At 62.0% G+C, this 18,026-nt stretch carries 14 protein-coding genes; 4 read left to right on the forward strand and 10 right to left on the reverse strand.

Features of this window, described 5'->3' with window-relative positions; translation table 11 throughout:
* The coding region (locus HMPREF3145_RS07475; protein WP_141740837.1) for an HNH endonuclease signature motif containing protein at nucleotides 1–481 on the forward strand (481 nt) is incomplete at its 5' end.
* A 43-nt stretch (nucleotides 482–524) separates the two neighbouring features.
* Here HMPREF3145_RS07475 and HMPREF3145_RS07480 read toward each other — a convergent pair.
* The 8 genes from HMPREF3145_RS07480 to HMPREF3145_RS07515 all read right to left on the reverse strand — a co-directional run bounded on the left by HMPREF3145_RS07480 (nucleotide 525) and on the right by HMPREF3145_RS07515 (nucleotide 9,221).
* Nucleotides 525–1,169 (reverse strand): 50S ribosomal protein L25/general stress protein Ctc, encoded by a 645-nt coding sequence (locus HMPREF3145_RS07480; RefSeq protein ID WP_070422621.1) that lies wholly within the window; start codon nucleotides 1,167–1,169, stop codon nucleotides 525–527.
* A 128-nt stretch (nucleotides 1,170–1,297) separates the two neighbouring features.
* A complete protein-coding gene (locus HMPREF3145_RS07485; RefSeq protein ID WP_070422622.1) occupies nucleotides 1,298–2,632 on the reverse strand; it encodes an MFS transporter in 1,335 nt (444 codons plus the stop codon).
* Nucleotides 2,625–3,638 (reverse strand): histidinol-phosphate transaminase, encoded by a 1,014-nt coding sequence (gene hisC, locus HMPREF3145_RS07490; protein ID WP_070422631.1) that lies wholly within the window; start codon nucleotides 3,636–3,638, stop codon nucleotides 2,625–2,627. Before hisC ends, HMPREF3145_RS07485 begins: the two co-directional genes overlap by 8 nt.
* An 8-nt stretch (nucleotides 3,639–3,646) precedes the next feature.
* On the reverse strand, nucleotides 3,647–4,987 hold the full coding sequence (locus HMPREF3145_RS07495; protein WP_070422623.1) for an amino acid permease: 1,341 nt from the start codon (nucleotides 4,985–4,987) through the stop codon (nucleotides 3,647–3,649).
* A 3-nt stretch (nucleotides 4,988–4,990) separates the two neighbouring features.
* Complete coding sequence (locus tag HMPREF3145_RS07500; RefSeq protein WP_070422624.1) at nucleotides 4,991–5,437, reverse strand: hotdog fold thioesterase; 447 nt, start codon at nucleotides 5,435–5,437, stop codon at nucleotides 4,991–4,993.
* Between the two features lie 76 nt (nucleotides 5,438–5,513).
* Nucleotides 5,514–6,491 (reverse strand): ribose-phosphate diphosphokinase, encoded by a 978-nt coding sequence (locus HMPREF3145_RS07505; protein WP_070422625.1) that lies wholly within the window; start codon nucleotides 6,489–6,491, stop codon nucleotides 5,514–5,516.
* 10 nt (nucleotides 6,492–6,501) lie between these two features.
* Nucleotides 6,502–7,941 carry a bifunctional UDP-N-acetylglucosamine diphosphorylase/glucosamine-1-phosphate N-acetyltransferase GlmU gene (gene glmU, locus HMPREF3145_RS07510; RefSeq protein WP_083279453.1) on the reverse strand — a complete coding sequence of 480 codons (1,440 nt, stop codon included), beginning with the start codon at nucleotides 7,939–7,941 and terminating at the stop codon, nucleotides 6,502–6,504.
* A 65-nt stretch (nucleotides 7,942–8,006) separates the two neighbouring features.
* The gene (locus HMPREF3145_RS07515) at nucleotides 8,007–9,221 is read right to left on the reverse strand and encodes an MFS transporter (RefSeq protein ID WP_070422626.1); all 1,215 of its coding nucleotides are present in this window, start codon (nucleotides 9,219–9,221) and stop codon (nucleotides 8,007–8,009) included.
* A gap of 53 nt (nucleotides 9,222–9,274) precedes the next feature.
* Between HMPREF3145_RS07515 and HMPREF3145_RS07520 the strand changes: the two genes are divergently transcribed.
* Nucleotides 9,275–10,762 carry a multicopper oxidase family protein gene (locus HMPREF3145_RS07520; protein ID WP_070422633.1) on the forward strand — a complete coding sequence of 496 codons (1,488 nt, stop codon included), beginning with the start codon at nucleotides 9,275–9,277 and terminating at the stop codon, nucleotides 10,760–10,762.
* Between the two features lie 93 nt (nucleotides 10,763–10,855).
* Here the strand turns inward: HMPREF3145_RS07520 and HMPREF3145_RS07525 are convergent, their stop codons facing one another.
* Both HMPREF3145_RS07525 and HMPREF3145_RS07530 read right to left on the reverse strand, forming a co-directional pair.
* Entirely contained in the window at nucleotides 10,856–12,769 is a 1,914-nt protein-coding gene (locus tag HMPREF3145_RS07525) for a hypothetical protein (protein WP_070422627.1), read from the reverse strand.
* Between the two features lie 83 nt (nucleotides 12,770–12,852).
* Nucleotides 12,853–13,482 carry a DUF3558 family protein gene (locus tag HMPREF3145_RS07530; protein WP_168162459.1) on the reverse strand — a complete coding sequence of 210 codons (630 nt, stop codon included), beginning with the start codon at nucleotides 13,480–13,482 and terminating at the stop codon, nucleotides 12,853–12,855.
* A gap of 171 nt (nucleotides 13,483–13,653) precedes the next feature.
* Here HMPREF3145_RS07530 and HMPREF3145_RS07535 point away from each other — a divergent pair, with 171 nt between their 5' ends.
* Nucleotides 13,654–14,322 (forward strand): TetR/AcrR family transcriptional regulator, encoded by a 669-nt coding sequence (locus tag HMPREF3145_RS07535; RefSeq protein ID WP_070422629.1) that lies wholly within the window; start codon nucleotides 13,654–13,656, stop codon nucleotides 14,320–14,322.
* Nucleotides 14,315–17,944, forward strand: coding sequence for a transcription-repair coupling factor (mfd, locus tag HMPREF3145_RS07540; RefSeq protein ID WP_070422630.1), 3,630 nt, complete (start codon nucleotides 14,315–14,317; stop codon nucleotides 17,942–17,944). The genes HMPREF3145_RS07535 and mfd overlap by 8 nt, the downstream gene beginning before the upstream one ends.
* The last annotated feature ends 82 nt before the right edge of the window (nucleotides 17,945–18,026 follow it).

Below are 18,026 nucleotides of genomic sequence, written 5' to 3' on the forward strand. Positions count from 1 at the left end.
GCTTCCCGAATGGACGCGTATCCAATCCGGCGCCGGCGACGAGGTCACGCTCACGCTAACCGATGGCACGACGATGACAGGTGCGGAATTTCTCGCGCAGCAATTCGGTGATGTGTTGGAAGTTGCGGCGTTTCACCCGACCGAGGGTGCAGTCAACTTGTATCGCACCCAGCGGTTTGCCAATAGTAAGCAACGCGCGTTGGCATCCATGATGTCGCCGACGTGTCCGGTGCCCGATTGCCGGCATGGAGCTGACAACTGCGAAATGCACCACATCCAGGCCTGGCGCCACGGTGGGGAAACCAACCTTGCCAACCTCGTGCCGTTATGTCGGTTCCATAACGGGCGCAACGACGATGACCCGCGTGAAAACCGCTACGGGCGAATACAGATCCGAGATGGGATACCGGTGTGGGTATCGCCGGGAGGGTCGGTCGTCGAGAAGCATCCGCCCGGAGCCATGCAACAACTCTTCACATAACGAAAAAGCCCGCCAAAAAAGCGGGCCAATCGTCGTGCCGAAATTACTCGGAAGCTTCCTCACCAGCCTCAGAAGACTCAGCGCCAGCCTCAGCGCCGCCCTCCTCAGCAGCCTCAGCCTCAGCCTCGAGGTCCTCATCAACCTGCTCGAAGGTGATGTTGACAAGCAAGTTCTCCGGATCGGTGATCAGCTCCGCACCCGCCGGCAGCTCGAGATCGCCAGCGGTGATCTGGTCGCCGATCTCCTTGCCCTCGATGGAAACGGTGATCTCGTCCGGGATAGACAGAGCGTCGATCTCGATCTCGACAACGTCGGCTTCCTGGAACACAACAGCGCCCGGAGCAGCCTCGCCCTCGGTGACAACCGGAACCTCGACGGTAACCTTCTCGCCACGCTTAATGCCGAACAGGTCAATGTGGTCGATCTCGAGAGTCAGAACGTTCTGGTCGACGTGCTTGACCATGGCGAGCAGCTTCTCACCGTCGAGCTCAAGCTCGACGATGGCGTTGGTGCCGTCGTTACGCACGATCGCGGTCATCTCAATGCGGTCAACCGCAAAGTGGATGTTCTCGATGCCCTTTTCGTACAGGACACCCGGGATCTTGCCATCGCGACGCAGACGACGTGCGGAGCCCTTGCCGAACTCCTCGCGACGCTCACCCTTGATAACGGTTGGGGTAATAGCCATGTTGTACTCCTTCGGTTGGAAGGGCCACAGGCTTTGCCTGCGACCACTTAACGGATTGTGCTCGTCGAGTGATCGCATAGTGGATCTTCATCGCGTCGATAACGGCCCGAAAGCCCTCGCCGAGACTGCTACAGGCTACCAGCCGACTTTTCCCACACAAAATGCCCCGCCGCCTGGAGGTCCTCATGATCATGGCCAAGCGGGATGCCGGTGCGATCACGCACAAGCAGCGTAACGACGAACCCCGTCAACGTCGCCGCCATCAAATACACCGTAATCGCCGCCGTACCACCAGTAGCCTCACGCAACGCAGCCGCAATCGTCGGAGCAAACGCACCACCAAGAATTGCACCCAACGCGTACGAAATCGACGCCCCGGACGCCCGGACCGAAGCCGGGAAAAGCTCCGCGTAGAAAGCGCCAATCTCGCCGTACGTCAGGCCCAGGCCAACGGTGAGGAAAATCAACGCCGCGGTGATCTTTGCAATCGAACCCGTATCGACGAGCGGGAACAACACCGCAACACCCGCCGCCTGAACCACAAACCCGATCGCAAGCGTGCGCTTACGCCCGATGTAGTCCGAGACCCACCCGGCGAACGCTGTAGTGAACAACCACACCGCAGCCGATGCAGTGACAGCCCAGAGAATGTCCCCGCGTGAAAGCCCGATACCGGCAGGGTCAGTGACGTAATTTTGGATGTAACCGCCGGTTGTCATGTAGCCGACCGTTCCGTTTGCGGCGAAGATCAGGGCGGCTGCGAGGACAACTCCCGCGTGAGATTTGAACAGGCCGCTGATGGGGCTGCGGGTGCCGGTCTCGCGCATCTCCTCGACGACGGGCGATTCTTCGACGCCGGTGCGGATCCACCAGCCGAGGAACGTCAGCGCGATGGACAGCAGGAAGGGAATGCGCCAGCCCCATTCGACGAAGGCGTCACCGGGGGCGACGGCGGTCATCAGGGCGAGCATGCCGGAGGACATGAGCAGGCCAGCGGGAACACCGACCTGGGGGCCGGCGCCGTAAAGGCCGCGTTTGTTCACAGGGGCGTGCTCGACTGCGAGGAGGACTGCGGAGCCCCATTCGCCGCCGGCCGATGTGCCCTGTAGGATGCGCAGGAGAATCAGTGCGGCGGGGGCAAGCCAACCGATGGTGTCGTAGGTGGGCAGCAGGCCGATAAGCGTGGTGGCGGTGCCCATGGTGAACAGGGTGATCATGAGCACGCCGCGGCGCCCGAATCGGTCGGCGTAGTGGCCAGCAAGCACCGCACCGAGCGGGCGGAACAGGAAGGACAAGCCGACGGTGAGGAAGCTCACGATCGTCGCCGCAGCAGGTCCGAGGGGACCGAACATGGTCTGGTTAAACACCAAACCGGCGACGGCGGCGTAGAGGAAGTAGTCGTACCACTCGATGGCTGTGCCGATGGTGGTCGCCGCGATCACGCGGCGGCGCTCACTACGCACGGTCCCATGCTTTCAGGAAGGCGTCGGTTTCGGCTGAGTTGGTGACGGTGACGCGGATACCTTCCGGGAAAGAACGCACCAGCACGCCCTCTGCCGCTAGCCGGTCAGCTTTTTCACGCGGGAAATCCGGCAGCCAGATGAAGTTGGCTTGGGATTCGGGGAGGTTGAGTGCGGTGGTGAGGTGTTGGCGTTGGGTGATGGTGTCGTCGATACGCGTTTGCAGCTCGGAGGTGGCCTTGAGGGAGGCGAGGGCTGCGGTTTGGGCGACGGCGTTGACGGAGAAGGGGACGGCGACTTTGTTGAGGGCGCTGATGATGTCGGCGGGGCCGAAGGCGTAGCCGATGCGGGCGCCTGCAAGGCCGTAGGCTTTGGAGAAGGTGCGCAGGCCGACGACGTTGGGGTAGCGGGTGATGACGTCGGTGGCGACGGGGGTGTCGGTGGCGCGGTTGTATTCGAAGTAGGCCTCGTCGAGTGCGACGAGGATGTCGGATGGGACGGCGTCCATGAAGGTTTCGAACTCGGCGTTGGTGATGGTGGTGCCGGTTGGGTTGTTGGGGTTGCACACGAAGATGAGTTTCGTACGTTCGGTAATCGCTGCGGCCATGGCGGGCAGGTCGAGGCGGTGCTCGGCGTCGAGTGGGATGGCGACGGGGGTTGCGCCGACGATGCGGGCGAAGATGGGGTAGGCCTCGAAACTGCGCCAGGGGAAGATGATTTCGTCGCCGGGCTGTGCGGTGATTGTCGCGAGTTGTTGGCACAGGGCGGAGGAGCCGGTGCCGACGGCGACCTGGTCGATGGTCACGCCGAGGTGTTCGGCAAGGGCGGTGCGGATGTCGGTGGCGCCCATGTCGGGGTAGCGGTTCATGGAGCCGAGGGTGTCGCGCATCGCCTCGAGTACGGAGGGCAGTGGGCCTTCGGCGCATTCGTTGGAGGAGAGTTTGATGGCCTGGTCGTTGCGGGCGCCTGGAACGTAGTCGGGGATGGTGTCGAGGTCTGGGCGGATCATGTTGCGGATCATGCGTTGCTCCTGCGTTGCGTTGTCAGCCAGATGAGGCCGAGGGCGAGGATCCAGCCGAAGAGTGTGGCTAGACCCATGCGGTAATCGGGAAGAATACCCATTAGTACGAGTACGAGGGCGAAAAATGCGATGCAGATCCAGTTCGCAACTGGGTAGAACGGGGCGGGGAATTTTGTGTTGCCGGCGTGTTTGCGGAAGTTCAGGTGGGATAGGCAGATGCCGGCCCAGGTGATCAATTCGGTGCCGACGATGATGGCGAGCAGGATGGCGAAGATTTTGCCTTCGAAGAAGTAGTTGAGGATGACGACGACGCCCATGAGGGTGGCGTCGAAAAGCAATGCTTTGGTGGGCAGACCTTTGTGGTTGGTTTCGGCGAGTGCGTGTGGGGCTTGGCCGTTGCGGGCGAGGTCGCGAAGCATGCGGGCGCCGGAGTAGGTCATGGTGTTGAGCACGGAGAAGACGGCGACGACGATGACGACGTTCAAGGCGGTCGCTGCGCCGGAGAACCCGACGCCGGTGAGTACGCGGATGAACGGGCTTTCGTTGGTGTCCTGCTCGTTCCACGGTGCGAGCAGCAGGATGGTGCCGATGCCGCCGAGGTAGAACACGAGGATGCGCCACACGACGGAGTTGACCGCGCGGGGAATTGCCTTTTCGGGGTCGTCAGCTTCGCCGGCGGCGGTGCCAATGGACATGATGCCGCCGAAAGTGAAGGTCACGGCGACGAGTGCGAACAGGACGCCGGAGATGCCGTTTGGCATGAATCCGCCGTGGTCGGTGATGTGTTGCAGGCCGATGGCGGGTTCGGATCCGACGCCGAAGACAAGCGCGAGGCCGAGCACGATCATGAGGACGAGTGCTGCCACTTTGATCAGGGAAAGCCAGTATTCGGTGGTGGCGAACACGCGCACGTTGAGCACGTTGAGGACGACGACGAGCAGCAGCGAGACTAGCGCGGTGACCCAGTGGGGGATGTGGGGGAACCAGTAGTCCAGGAAGGTACCCATGGCGGTCAGTTCCAGCATGCCGACGACCACGGTGGTGAACCACCAGTTCCAGCCGGTGATAAACCCTGCGCCGCGGCCGATGTATTCGCGGGAGTATGCGGCAAAGGATCCGGAGACGGGGTGTTCGACGGCCATTTCGCCGAGCATGCGCATGAGGAAGTAAACGATGACGCCGACGATGGCGAAGGAGATCAAGACGGCGGGGCCGGCGTATTGGATGGAGCTGGCGGAGCCGAGGAAAAGTCCGGTGCCGATGGATGATCCGAAGGCGATCATCATCAGTTGGCGGCTTTTGACGCTGCGTTTGAGTCCTTGTTCTTGGAGGCTCATGGGTTAGTTTCCTGTCGGGGGACGTGAGGTGGTGCGGGAGAGTCCGCGGAATTCTGCGATGACGGTGTCGCCGTCGTAAAGGGTGACGTCGGAGAGTCCGTTGCGGCCCCATTGGTGGTGTTCACGGGCGACGCCGCGGATGGTGCGGCCCATTTTCGCGGGTGCGAGGTAGATCATTTCGGATTGTGCGCTGACGGTGGGTTCGGTGCGGCGCGAGTTGCAGGCGCCACCGAAGAGGGCGTCGGCGAAGGTGAACAGGACGCCACCTTGGCAGACGCCGAATCCGTTTGCATGTCGCTTATCGACGACAAACTCGCCTTCCGCCACGCCTGGCTCTAACCGTGTGATGATGGCGCCCAGATACTCGAGGGTGGCGTCGCCGTCGTACATGGCTTTGGCGTGCTCAAGCTCTGGGGTGATTTCTACGGATTCGGCGTAGCGGTTGTACATGGAGATTGTGTCCTTTCCCTAAGCGTGAAGCCGGGGCAGCGGTGAAGCTGCCCCGGCTGTCGCGGTCAAGAGTGGTTTAGGCCTGGCCCTCGAAGAGGGTGGTCACGGAACCGTTTTCGAAGATTTCGCGGATGGTCTTTGCCAGCAGTGGTGCGATCGACAGCACGGTGAGGTTCTTCCAACCTTCGGTGTTTTGCGGCAGGGTGTCGGTGGTGATGACTTCCTCTGCGCCGCAGTCGCTGAGGCGCTCGCGTGCCGGATCAGAGAAGACACCGTGGGTGCAGGCGATGACGACGGACTTCGCGCCGGCTTCCTTGAGCACGCCGACGGCGCCAGCGATGGTGCCGCCGGTGTCGATCATGTCGTCCATGAGGATGCAGTCCTTGCCCTCGACGTCGCCGACGACACGGTTGGAGACAACCTTGTTTGCGGCGTCGATGTCGCGGGTTTTGTGGACGAAGGCCATGGGGGCGTCGCCAAGCATGTTGGCCCACTTCTCAGCGGACTTCACTCGGCCGGCATCCGGGGAGACCACCACGAGGTTGTCCAGCGAGTACTTGGACTTGATGTAGTCCACCAGGATCGGCTGGGCGTGCATGTGGTCGACCGGGCCGTCGAAGAAGCCCTGGATCTGGTCGGTGTGCAGGTCGACGGAGACGATGCGGTCCGCGCCCGCTGCGGAGAGCAGGTCAGCGATGAGGCGGGCGGAAATCGGCTCGCGGCCGCGGTGCTTCTTGTCCTGGCGTGCGTACGGGTAGAACGGCAGGATCGCGGTGATGCGCTTCGCGGAGCCACGCTTGAGCGCGTCGATCATGATCAACTGCTCCATGAGCCATTTGTTCAGCGGCTGTGCGTGGGACTGCATGACAAAGCAGTCGGAGCCGCGGACGGACTCTTCGAAGCGGATGAAGATTTCGCCGTTGGCGAAGTCGCGTGCAGTGGTGGGCACGAGCTCGATGCCGAGTTCGTCTGCTACGGCCTCTGCCAGTTCCGGGTGCGCACGCCCGGTGAAGACCTTGAGGTTTTTGTGGCTTTCGGTGGAGTAACCAGTCATGTTTGAACCTTTACTTCTCGCGTGCTTTCTTTGCAGCTTCTGCCGCGTCGGATCCGGGGCGGCGCTTTTCTACCCAGCCCTCGATGTTGCGCTGGTGGCCCTCCTTGATGGCGAGCGCGCCGGCTGGAACATCTTCCGTGACTACTGTACCCGCGCCGGTATACGCGCCATCACCGATATTGACCGGCGCGACAAACATGGTGTCTGAGCCGGTACGGCAGTAGTCGCCGATGGTGGTGTGGTGCTTGTTCACACCGTCGTAGTTAGCGAAAACGCTGGAGGCGCCGATGTTGGAGTGCTTGCCTACGGTGGCGTCGCCGATGTAGGTCAGGTGGGGCACCTTGGAGCCTTCGCCGATCTTGGCGTTTTTGGATTCGACGAAGCCGCCGAGTTTGCCGCGGGCGCCGAGTTCGGTGCCGGGGCGGATGTAGGTGAAGGGGCCGACGGTGGCTTCTTCACCGATGACGCCGAGTTCGCCTTGGGTGCGTACGACGGTGGCGCGGGCGCCGACTTCCATGTCGGTCAGGGTGGTGTCGGGGCCGATTTCGGCGCCGTCTCCGATGACGGTGGAGCCCCACAGTTGGGTGTTGGGGTGGATGATGACGTCGCGGCCGATTTCTACCTCGACGCCGATCCAGGTGGTGGCCGGGTCGATGACGGTTGCGCCGTTGCGCATGGCGCGCTCGACGAGGCGGCGGTTGAGTTCTTTGCCTGCTTCGGCGAGTTGGACGCGGTCGTTGACGCCTGCGAGTTCGCGGGCATCAGGTGCGATGAAGGCGGAGACTTTGCGGCCGTCGTTGCGGGCGATGCCGAGGACGTCGGTGATGTAGAACTCGCCTTGGGCGTTGTCGGGGGTGACGCGCGCGAGGGCGTCGCGAAGCACGGTGGCGTCGAAGGCGAAGACACCGGAGTTGACTTCGTGGACCTTGCGTTGTTCGTCGGTGGCGTCTTTTTCTTCGACGATTTCGAGCACGTCGCCAGCTTCGCCGCGGATGATGCGGCCGTAGCCAGTGGGGTTGTCGAATTCGAGGGAGAGCACGGTCACGGCGGCATGCTCGGACTCATGCTTTTCGACGAGCGCCTGCAACGTCTCCGGCGTCAGCAACGGCACGTCACCGTTGGTGACCACGACGGTGCCGTCGAAATCCGGAATTGCCGACAGGCCGACCTGCACTGCGTGGCCGGTGCCGTTTTGCTCCTCCTGGATCGCCTGGCGGATCTCCACGTGCATCTGCTCGGCGATGTGCTCCACGGCTGGGGCGACCTGGTCGCGCTGGTGGCCGACCACAGCAACGAGGTAGGTCGGTTCCACACCGGCTGCGGCGTGCAGCGAATGGGAGAGCAGGCTGCGCCCGCCGATTTCGTGCAGCGTCTTTTGGCGGTCGGACTTCATGCGGGTTCCCGCGCCGGCCGCGAGCACGACAACGGCGCGATCGGAGTGGTTAGGCACTCGATTACTCCTTGGGGGTGGACGTTTTGAGATCGGCCCCAAGCATAACGCCTATGGGCTCTGGCCTACTTGTTTGCCGAGACTTCCTTCAGGTTCGCGGCACCAAACACACCGGCGTAACCAACAACAGCCAGGAAGATCAGCGCTGCCTGCGGGCCGAGCAGCACAACCGCCGAGGAGATTGCGCCGACAACGAGCAGGACGATGCCCATGACGGTGTTGGCGGCACCCGTGATCATGGTGCGCCTATCGCCGTCGGCCATGTCTACCAGGTAGGTCTTGCGGCTGACCCGCACTGCGGTGTGGGCGAGGTTGACCAGGAAGAAGCCTAGGGGCATGACCCAGGCGTTGATGGTGTCGTCGACAAGCTGTGCGCTGGCAACGAGCAGGATGAGCACAGTGGACGCGAAACCTGCAGCCCACGCCATCGTGCGTTTCGACGACCTGTCCGACAACCGGCCCGAAACCCGCCCGCCAAGCAGTGACGCGCCGCCGGAGGCGACGATGAACGCACCGAGGCCTGTGAGGTCGGCGCCTTCGCGGCTGCCCAACACGACGATAAACGGGGTGGAAAGCGCGGTGACCAGCATGAGCGAGCGCACGATGAGGAATCGTTGCAGGTCGCGGTCGGAGGTGACCAGCTTCCACATGTCGTGGAAGCCTTGGCCGTTGGAGGTGTCGGTGTCGGGAGTGGGCTCGTCGATACGCATGAACACGAGCGAAGCGAGCGCCCACATCGACGCACCGCCGGCGAGCAGCGCGGCGAGTGACCACTGCGGAAGTTCGTTGGGGATAAACGACAGTGCGAGACCGATCGCGAGAGTGAAACCGCCGGCGAGCGCGGTGGCGCGACCGGTGATGTCGCCGCGGTGGCCTTTGGAAATCGTGCGGCCCTGGACATCTTTGCCTGCGATGGAGCAGATGGAGCGAAACACCGCGTGCACCGCAAGCAGGACAATGACTGCGATGCCGAGCGCACTTCCCTCGAGCAACAGCGCGCTAAGCGCAATGCCGGCAGAGGCCAGCGCTTGGCCCCACGAGCCGATCAACCAGACTCGTTTGCGCGAGCTTTGCGACGTCACCCACGGGCTCAAAAACGCCTGCGGCAGCATCGAGCCTGACTCGCGAATTGGCACGAGAAACGACGTGAACGCCGCCGGCACCCCAGCAGCATTGAACAGCCACGGCAGCACCGTTTTCGGGGCGACTACCTGATCGCCAATGTTTTGTAAGCCGTTCGACCAGATGAACCGGCGGGCATTCGCTTCCTCGTTACGCATATATCGGGATAGTAGGATCATTCATGGTTTTCGGCGAGTTTTTGGAGGACGTAATGGCTTTTTCTCGACGCACATTTTTTAAAGGGACCGTTTTCGCCGTTGCAGCCGCAGCCACGGGTGCTGCATTGGCTGGGTGCTCGACATCAAACCAGCCCACCCCGCGTGGTGCCGACGCCGAAGCACGCCCGCTGCCTATCCCGCCGCTGTACGAAGGCACACTCGACGGCAACGTGCGCCGCTTCGAACTAACCGCCCAGGAAGGCGAATCCGAAATCATCCCTGGTGTCATGACCAAAACTTGGGGATTCAACGGGCCGTTCTTGGGTCCGACGCTGTACATGCGACGCGGCGAGCGCATCGAGATGACGGTGCACAACAACGTGCCGGAGCCGACCGTTGTGCACTGGCACGGCCTGCACCTGCCGGCCGCTGCGGACGGGGGACCGGCGCTGATGTTTGACCCGGGTGAGTCTTGGTCGCCGTCGTGGACCGTCGATCAGCCCGCCGCGACCTGCTGGTACCACCCGCACCCGCACGAGATATCCGCGGTGCACGCCTACCGCGGCCTTGCCGGCGGTCTGATTGTCGACGACGACACCACCGCCATCCCCGGCCTGCCCGCCGACTACGGCGTCGACGACATCCCTGTGATCCTGACTAACGCCCAGTTCACCGAAGACGGCCAGCTCGACGAGGACCACGGGTGGGTCGGCGACACCGTGGTGGTCAACGGCATCACCAAACCGCGTTTCGAGGCCACAACCCGCCGCGTGCGTCTCCGCGTGCTCAACGGTTCCGTGTTGCGCTTCCACCACCTGACGCTGGGTGTGCCGTTCAAGATCGTCGCCACTGACCAGGGGTTCCTCGATTCCCCGGTGGAGGTCGACGGCGTGCTGCTTACCCCGGGCGAGCGCGTGGAAATCGTGGTGGACCTGGAGCCGGGCAAGGACCTGATGTTGCGTAGCGACGGACTCCCGGACCTCGGCGGCTTGCCAGATAAAGAAACCGCCGACCTGTTCGGCGCACGCGACACTTTCGACCTGCTTGAGATCGCCGCCCCGTCTGAAGACGCACCGGCGTCGCCTGCGTTGTCGGAAACGTTGGTGCCGTTGGACGTGCCGTCGTCGGCAAGTGTGGAGCGCGAGTTCCGACTCAATGGCATTGAGATCAACGGCCAAACGATGGACATGTCGCGCGTCGACTTTGTCGTCGACCACGACGGGCCTGAGATCTGGCGCGTGACCAACGAAAACGAGGATATGCTGCACAATTTCCACATCCACAACGCACGCTTCGCCGTGCAAAGCGTTGAGGGTGGGGAAGTGGAGTTCACTGCCGGCTGGCACGACACCATCGACGTGCCACCGCTTTCCACGGTGACGTTGCTTGTGGAGATCGCGTATCACCCCGACCCCACCTTGGCCTACATGTATCACTGCCACATGCTCAACCACGAAGACCAGGGCATGATGGGCCAATTTGTCATCGTTGAGCCTGGCCAAGAACCGGACCTTGCACTCCCGCACGGCCACGAGCATTAGATTGCTTCTCGACGACCCCACGCCCCGGCGCGAATCCCACCGGGGCGTGGTTTTGTTTCGGGTTTCTGTTTCGAGCGTTGCCGCTCGCGGTGGCTATCGGCGCACGTTGTAGCCGATGACCTCCGGCAGCAATAGTGGGGCGTCGCCGAGCAGTGCCTTGAGGTTGCCGTCGCGCTCGACCGCGCTGGTGACTGTCTTGACCTTGGCGGCGGCCTTGTCGGATGCGCGACCGTTTTGGTTGCGCCCGGCCATCATCGGTTGCCCGGCAATGACACCACCGCCGCGGTGTGCGCCTGCCGCATTGTTCGCGGAGTGCGCACCGTTTGTGGCGTGGGCGCCGTGGGCACTGTGGGCACCGTGTGCACCGTTAGCTGTGCCGGAGCCTGTTGGCGCGTGCCCTGTCGAGCCGTGCGGGGTAGCACCGTGAGCACCCGGCGAACCGGCGCCGAAACCGGTACTTGGACCGACACCAGCACCGGCGCTCACGCCGCCGCCCGTGCCGAAACCCGGACGACCGGCGTGCATGCCGCCACCTGAGTAGGTGCCAGCACCTGCTCCGGCGCTTCGGCCAGTGCCGATGCCATTTCCAGCTCCACGGCCGCTAACAGCCTGGGAAGCAGGGGAGCCCCCGCGGGAACCGCCAGGCCCTCCAACCCCGGTGCCTACGCCCATCTGGTTTCCACGAGCAGCGTGCCTTCCAGTGCCTGCAGCGTTGCTGGGCCCACCAGCTATTGGAGCGAATCCACCCGCGCCGCTATTGGTGCCGGCGGATGCCCCGCCCGAGTTCGCCCCACGTGTGGTTGCAGGGGTGATAGCACCGGTGAACGTTGGGCTGTGCGCACCTGGGTGCGCGCCAGCAGAGATCGCACCCGGGGTCGGAGCCATCGCATTTGTGCTTGGCGGTGTCAGCACTGCCGACGCAGCCTGCGTAGGCGTAGCACCTGCCGGAATGGAGTCAAGCACGTTTGGCGAGGGCCGCCCCATGTTCTGCAGAACCTCTGACGGTGTTTTCGCGTTTGCGATATCCCCGTAGCCACGGTTGATCAGCGCATTCTGGATTGGTTCCGGCAACTCTGCTGGTTCAAATGCGGGCGCTGCTGGCGAGGGAATGCTATCGACGCTGTAGGAGTCGCCAGACATCTCCTTCAACTCCGGAAGCAGACGGTTAAACGTCGGGATCGCAGCGACCAAGTTTGATGTCATTCGCGCCGGAAAGTTGAGCAGGTACGCCTGTTCGATCGCAAGCTTTTCTTCCGGCGACGGTGCAGCGTCATAGGCCATCACGGTGCTGGATGCGATGAGCTTTTCGGCGTCTGCGGCGTCGGCAAGCATTGCGGTGTGCGCTGCGAGGGAGCGCGAGTTAGCCACGTATTCCATACCTGCGTTCTGGACCTGTGTGATGGTGCGCATCGCGTTGTGAATCCAGGATGTCTCTGCCGACGAACTCAACGCGTGCTGAACTTCGTTGAGTTCCTCCATCGCATCGGCGATCAGTTCTGCATTTGAGTTCCAGAACTCGGAAGCAGACATCGCACGAGATGTGTCGGTCTCCAACAACTTGGCGTGCAAGGCGTGCAGCGACGAATCACCAGTCGCGACTGCCGCCGGGTTTGCAAACGTGTTGGTTTTCGGATCGACCGAACGCGACTTCTGCAGGAGCTCAATCAGTTGTGGCTGCACCTGGTTAACGCGCCCCTCAAACACCGGACCGAGCGACGCCAACGCACCGGACAGAGAGTCATCCGTCCGCAACGTGTTGTTCAGTGCGGTTTCAAGAATGTTCGCCGTACCCAGAAGGTAGGTTGCGACCGCTTGATTTGCTTCTGGTGCGTTTACATCCCCGATTGGGCTCAGAGTACGCCCTGCATCTGCGAGACCGCTGACCTGTGAGAAAGAAGAAAGCGGATTCAAACCACCAGCGTTTAGCTGCACAACGAGTTTTTCTCCGACGCTACGGAGTTGTTGTACTGCCGCTTCGACTTGTTCAACGTCGATAAGGATCCCCATAAATACCCCCAGTTATTCTGATTTTGAGAAAAGGTTAGCCGAACGCTCGCCATTACGGAAGAGGATGTCCAATAAAGTGGACATCATTGCGAATGTGCTGAATGAGATGTGAAGAGTGCTTCCAAGGCTTTTTGTGCTTTGGCGCAGTTGGATTCCCGTGAGCTAGACAGCTCGATGCCGGATGCCATCATTGCTATTGCGCCACGAACTGTGTCGACCTGTGCAAAACAACCTGTACTTGCACCGATGCGAGGGCTGAAAACATACATTTCCGGAAAGCGCATCGACTGCCATTTTTGTTCTGTACCGTACGCGTCCTCGATCACTGAACGATTAGAAACGTTGTTGGAGATAGTTACAGAATTTGCGCCATCGCTAGAGCGCAAACTGCACATCTTCAGTCCACCCGAAATGTCTGAATATTCCTTCGGAAGCGGCTCCACATCCTCAAACCCCGCGGCGGCGAACTCTTCTTTTGTGATTTCCGTGCAGGGGTCGAAGATGTCGTCGCCGATTGTGTACGGGTCGAAGTCGCCGATTTCTAGCACGCCGCTTTCGAACACGAACGCTTGTGCTTGAGGCTTATCCTCCGCAGATTCGGGTGGTGTGCCGGATTCGATGTTGGGCGTGGTGTCGTCGTTAAGCGGTTGCTCTGTAGTGCACCCCGAGAGCATCACGCATAGAGCTGTAGAAAGTATTGCGAATCGTTTCATTTCCCCTCCCCATATGAAAAAGCTTCCCCACCAGGACTCGAACCTAGAATGACGGTACCAAAAACCGTAGTGTTGCCGATTACACCATGGGGAATAGCATCGCTGATTGTAGACCACATCCCGTGGCAACCAAAGATGGGGTGTGTCGGAGAGGGATCTAGAGTGGAACATATGGCTCGTAGGCGAATGACTGCACCCCAGCGTAGGGAACAATTATTAGGCGTTGGGCGCGCTGCTTTTGCTGAGCGCGGATACGACGGGATCTCCATGGAGGAGATTGCGGCTCGCGCCGGGGTGACCAAGCCGGTGGTGTATGAGCACTTTGGGGGCAAAGAGGGGTTGTACCAGGCAGTTATTCGTCGGGAGATGGTCCGCCTGGAGGAGACGATTATGGGGTCTATCCAGGAGGGGCGCTGGCGCGATCGCATTGAGCGTGGTGTGTTGGCGTTGCTGACGTACGTGGAGGATGACACCGACGGGTTTGTTATCCTTGCGCATGGTCAGTTGCCGGGGGAGGGGCGGACGTATTCGACGATTCTTAACCGTGTGACCGCTGAGGTTTCCCACCTGCTGGCGGAGGCGTTTAAGCACCGTGGATTAGATGAGGCGATGGCCGGGTTGTACGGTCAGGCGCTGGTTGGCACGGTGTCTAATTCTGCGCTGTGGTGGCTGGATCAGCGGGAGCCAGACAAGCATATTGTGGCGGCGCATATCTCTAACCTGTGTTGGAATGGGTTGCGGGGGATGGAGGCCAAGCCGCATATTGCTGGTGAAGATGTCGCTGGAGATGAGCGCGCTGTGGATCGCGAAGCGAACGAAGAGGAAGCATTGCATGACTGATAACACCCCGCCCGTGCTTGGTGGGCTGCTCACCCAGGCGTTGACGGACCCGAAGTTGAAGGGTTTGGTGACGCATGTGGGGGAAGATTCGCTGCATATTACCGGCATTGACCAGGCACGTTCCTGGACTGCTGGTGCGATCGCGCGTGAGACCCCGGTGCTGTTGGTGACGGCGACGGGGCACGAGGCGGAAGACCTCACGGCGGAGCTCAAGGCAATGCTTGGCGACGACAAGGTCGCCCAATTCCCCGCCTACGAGACGTTGCCCCATGAGCGCTTGTCGCCAGCTGCGGACATTGTTGGCCGCCGTGCGAAGGTGCTGTGGGATATGCCGCGTGTCATCGTGGCTGCGGCGCGCGCCGTGTGCCAGCCGGTTTTGCCTGCGATTGAGCCGATTCGGGTGGCGGTGGACCAGGAAGCCGACTTTGAGGACCTGACGCAGCAGTTGGTGCATTTCGCCTACAACCACGTGGATATGGTTGCGGGCCGTGGCGAGTTTGCTACCCGTGGCGGCATCATTGACGTTTTCCCCACCACTGCCCAGAACCCTGTGCGTATCGAGTTCTGGGGCGACGAAGTCACCGACATCCGCTCCTTTGCGGTTGCGGATCAGCGCACCATCGAAGAGGTTGGTGCCGTCGAACTGTTTCCAGCAAGGCAGTTGCTTATCGACGACACCGTGGCCGCCAAAGCCGACGACCTGGCCCGCAAATTCCCGTCGAACCCCACCTTGTCGTCGCTGCTTGCACGCATTTCCGAAAAGCAGCCGGCGGACGGCATGGAAGCGATCATCCCGGCGCTGACCGATAAGACGTATTCGGTGCTGCCGGAATTGATGCCGGCCGGTTCGGTGGTGTTGGTGACCAACCCGGAGAAGGTTCGCACTCGCATTGCCGACTTGGAAGCGACCGACCGCGAGTTCCTCGAGGCCGGCTGGGAGGCCGCCGCGATGGGCGCCGAAGGCCCGGTGGCGGTGGAAGGCCTGGACGTCTCTGCTTCGTCGTACCGTTCGTTCGAGTCCCTGGAGGTCTCCGCGTCGAAGGCCGGAAACGCCTGGTGGACCTTTGCTCCTCCCGGCATGTTCGCCGCGGATGACGCGTCGACGCTGCCGCTCGAGTTCGATGCAGCACCCGCGCCGAAGGGCGATCCGAAGCAGATCGAGCAGCTCTACGCCACGCTGAAACTGCACGTGACGCAAAACCACGGCAAGGCCGCCTATGTCGCTCCGGCCAAAGGTGCGATCGACCGCATGGCGGAGCGGCTGCGCGAACACGGCGTGTCCGCACGAGTGGCCACACCTGGGCTCGAGCCCGTCGATGGCGCAGTTACGCTCTACCAGGCGTTATCGCACGCAGGCCTCGTTTTCGGCGGGCCGAACTTGGTCGTTATTACTGAAACGGACCTGACCGGCAACCGCGTCGGCGACATCGCCGGCGCTAAGCGACGCGCCCCGCGCCGCCGCAACCGCGTTGACCCGTTGGCCTTGCAGCCGGGTGATTTCGTGGTGCATGACACCCACGGCATCGGCAAGTTTGTGAAGATGGCAGAGCGCACCATCAAGGCAGGCGATGAAGCATCGCGACGCGAATACATCGTGCTGGAGTACCAGCCTGCAAAGCGCGGACAGCCCGGCGACCAACTCTGGGTGCCGATGGAGTCTTTGGACCTGCTGAGCAAATACACGGGCGGTGAGAAGCCGTCGCTAAGCAAGATGGGCGGCTCGGACTGGAAATCCACCAAACGCAAGGCGCGCGCCGCCGTGCGCGAGATCGCCGGCGAGTTGGTGGAGCTCTACGCCAAGCGCCAAGCCGCGCCGGGCCACGCGTTCGCACCGGATACCCCCTGGCAGCTCGAGATGGAAGATGCCTTCCCGTTCGTAGAGACGGAAGACCAGCTCAACGCCATCGAAGCGGTCAAGGAAGACATGGAAAAGCCCACGCCGATGGACCGCGTGATCGTGGGCGATGTGGGCTTCGGCAAAACCGAGGTGGCCGTGCGTGCCGCGTTTAAGGCAGTGCAGGACGGTAAACAGGTCGCGGTGCTGGTGCCGACGACGCTGCTTGCCCAGCAGCATTACTCCACCTTCACGCAGCGCATGGATGGTTTTGGGGTGGAGGTTCGCGAGCTGTCGCGTTTCACCTCTACCGCGGATTCGAAGAAGATCCTCGCAGGTCTTGCGGATGGTTCCGTAGACATCGTCATTGGTACCCACCGACTGCTGCAGACTGGCGTGCAGTGGAAGAACCTCGGTCTGATCATCGTGGACGAGGAGCAGCGCTTCGGTGTCGAGCACAAGGAACACATCAAGGCGCTGAAGTCGCACGTTGACGTGCTCACCATGACGGCAACGCCGATTCCGCGCACGCTTGAGATGTCGCTGACCGGCATCCGCGAAATGACATCGATTACCACTGCGCCGGAGGATCGTCACCCGGTGCTCACGTATGTCGGTCCGCAGGAAGATAAGCAGGTGGCGGCGGCGATTCGTCGAGAATTGCTTCGCGACGGCCAAGTCTTCTACATCCACAACAAAGTCTCCGACATCGAAAAGACCGCCCGCCAACTGCGCGAACTCGTTCCCGAGGCCCGCGTGGTGGTCGCCCACGGCCAGATGAGCGAGCAGGTGCTCGAGCAGACCGTGCAGGGTTTTTGGAACCGCGAATACGACGTCATGGTGTGCACCACGATCGTGGAGACCGGCCTGGACATCGCCAACGCCAACACCCTGATCGTGGAAAACGCCCAGAACATGGGCCTGAGCCAGTTGCACCAGCTGCGCGGACGTGTGGGCCGTTCCCGCGAGCGTGCCTACGCGTACTTCCTGTACCCGAAGGACAAGACACTCACCGAGACCTCCTACGACCGCCTGGCCACCATCGCCCAAAACAACGACCTGGGCGCCGGCATGGCCGTGGCGCAGAAGGACCTGGAGATGCGCGGCGCTGGCAACGTGCTCGGCGCGGAACAGTCCGGCCACATCGCCGGCGTGGGCTTCGACATGTACGTCCGCTTGGTCAGCGAGGCCGTGGAAACCTTCAAGGGCCTCATGAGCGGCAAACCCATCGACGCCACCGACAAAGGCCCGAAGGAAATCCGCGTCGATCTGCCCGTGGATGCACACATTCCGGAGACCTACATCAACTCCGAGCGCTTGCGCCTCGAGGTGTACCGCAAGCTCGCAGAAGCGCGTGACGACGACGCCCTAACCGCCGCAGCCGACGACATGATCGACCGCTTTGGCACCTTGCCAATTGAGGTCGAGCGGCTCATGGCCGTAGCCCGACTGCGCAACCAGGCACGTGCAGTTGGCGTTTCCGAGATCCTGACCCAGGGAACGCGCATCAAACTCCACCCAGTCGAGTTGCCTGACTCCAAGCAGGTGCGCCTGAAGCGCTTGTACCCGGGGGCGAACTTCCGGGCTGCGGCAAAGGCGCTGCAGGTGCCGATGCCCAAGGAAGGCGGAGCAAAGCGGGCACTCAACGCTCCAAACCTGCGCGATATGGAATTGCTGCAGTGGGTCGCCGACTTCATGACCGACGTCCTCGACGCTCCCAAGATCGCCGTGGCGGGATCGGCTGCGGAGGAGACACCGAAGAAGAAGGTGTTCTCGGTCAGCGAGTAGGCGCTACCGCGTCAGTGATCCCCCTTCAGACGAAGAAGGACGCTCGGACCGATCGTCTAGCTCTGTGTTTGTGGAACCAGAC

It is taken from the genome of Corynebacterium sp. HMSC05C01 (genome assembly GCF_001807155.1).
Classification (GTDB): domain Bacteria; phylum Actinomycetota; class Actinomycetes; order Mycobacteriales; family Mycobacteriaceae; genus Corynebacterium; species Corynebacterium coyleae.

What these genes read in the sequence shown, in the direction of transcription:
- mfd (WP_070422630.1), top strand. Translation starts at nt 14,315, where the DNA reads ATGACTGATAACACCCCGCCCGTGCTTGGTGGGCTGCTCACCCAGGCG.
- HMPREF3145_RS07500 (WP_070422624.1), bottom strand. Translation starts at nt 5,437, where the DNA reads ATGTACAACCGCTACGCCGAATCCGTAGAAATCACCCCAGAGCTTGAG.
- HMPREF3145_RS07530 (WP_168162459.1), bottom strand. Translation starts at nt 13,482, where the DNA reads ATGAAACGATTCGCAATACTTTCTACAGCTCTATGCGTGATGCTCTCG.
- HMPREF3145_RS07480 (WP_070422621.1), bottom strand. Translation starts at nt 1,169, where the DNA reads ATGGCTATTACCCCAACCGTTATCAAGGGTGAGCGTCGCGAGGAGTTC.
- HMPREF3145_RS07495 (WP_070422623.1), bottom strand. Translation starts at nt 4,987, where the DNA reads ATGAGCCTCCAAGAACAAGGACTCAAACGCAGCGTCAAAAGCCGCCAA.
- HMPREF3145_RS07520 (WP_070422633.1), top strand. Translation starts at nt 9,275, where the DNA reads ATGGCTTTTTCTCGACGCACATTTTTTAAAGGGACCGTTTTCGCCGTT.
- HMPREF3145_RS07535 (WP_070422629.1), top strand. Translation starts at nt 13,654, where the DNA reads ATGGCTCGTAGGCGAATGACTGCACCCCAGCGTAGGGAACAATTATTA.
- HMPREF3145_RS07525 (WP_070422627.1), bottom strand. Translation starts at nt 12,769, where the DNA reads ATGGGGATCCTTATCGACGTTGAACAAGTCGAAGCGGCAGTACAACAA.
- HMPREF3145_RS07505 (WP_070422625.1), bottom strand. Translation starts at nt 6,491, where the DNA reads ATGACTGGTTACTCCACCGAAAGCCACAAAAACCTCAAGGTCTTCACC.
- hisC (WP_070422631.1), bottom strand. Translation starts at nt 3,638, where the DNA reads ATGATCCGCCCAGACCTCGACACCATCCCCGACTACGTTCCAGGCGCC.
- HMPREF3145_RS07515 (WP_070422626.1), bottom strand. Translation starts at nt 9,221, where the DNA reads ATGCGTAACGAGGAAGCGAATGCCCGCCGGTTCATCTGGTCGAACGGC.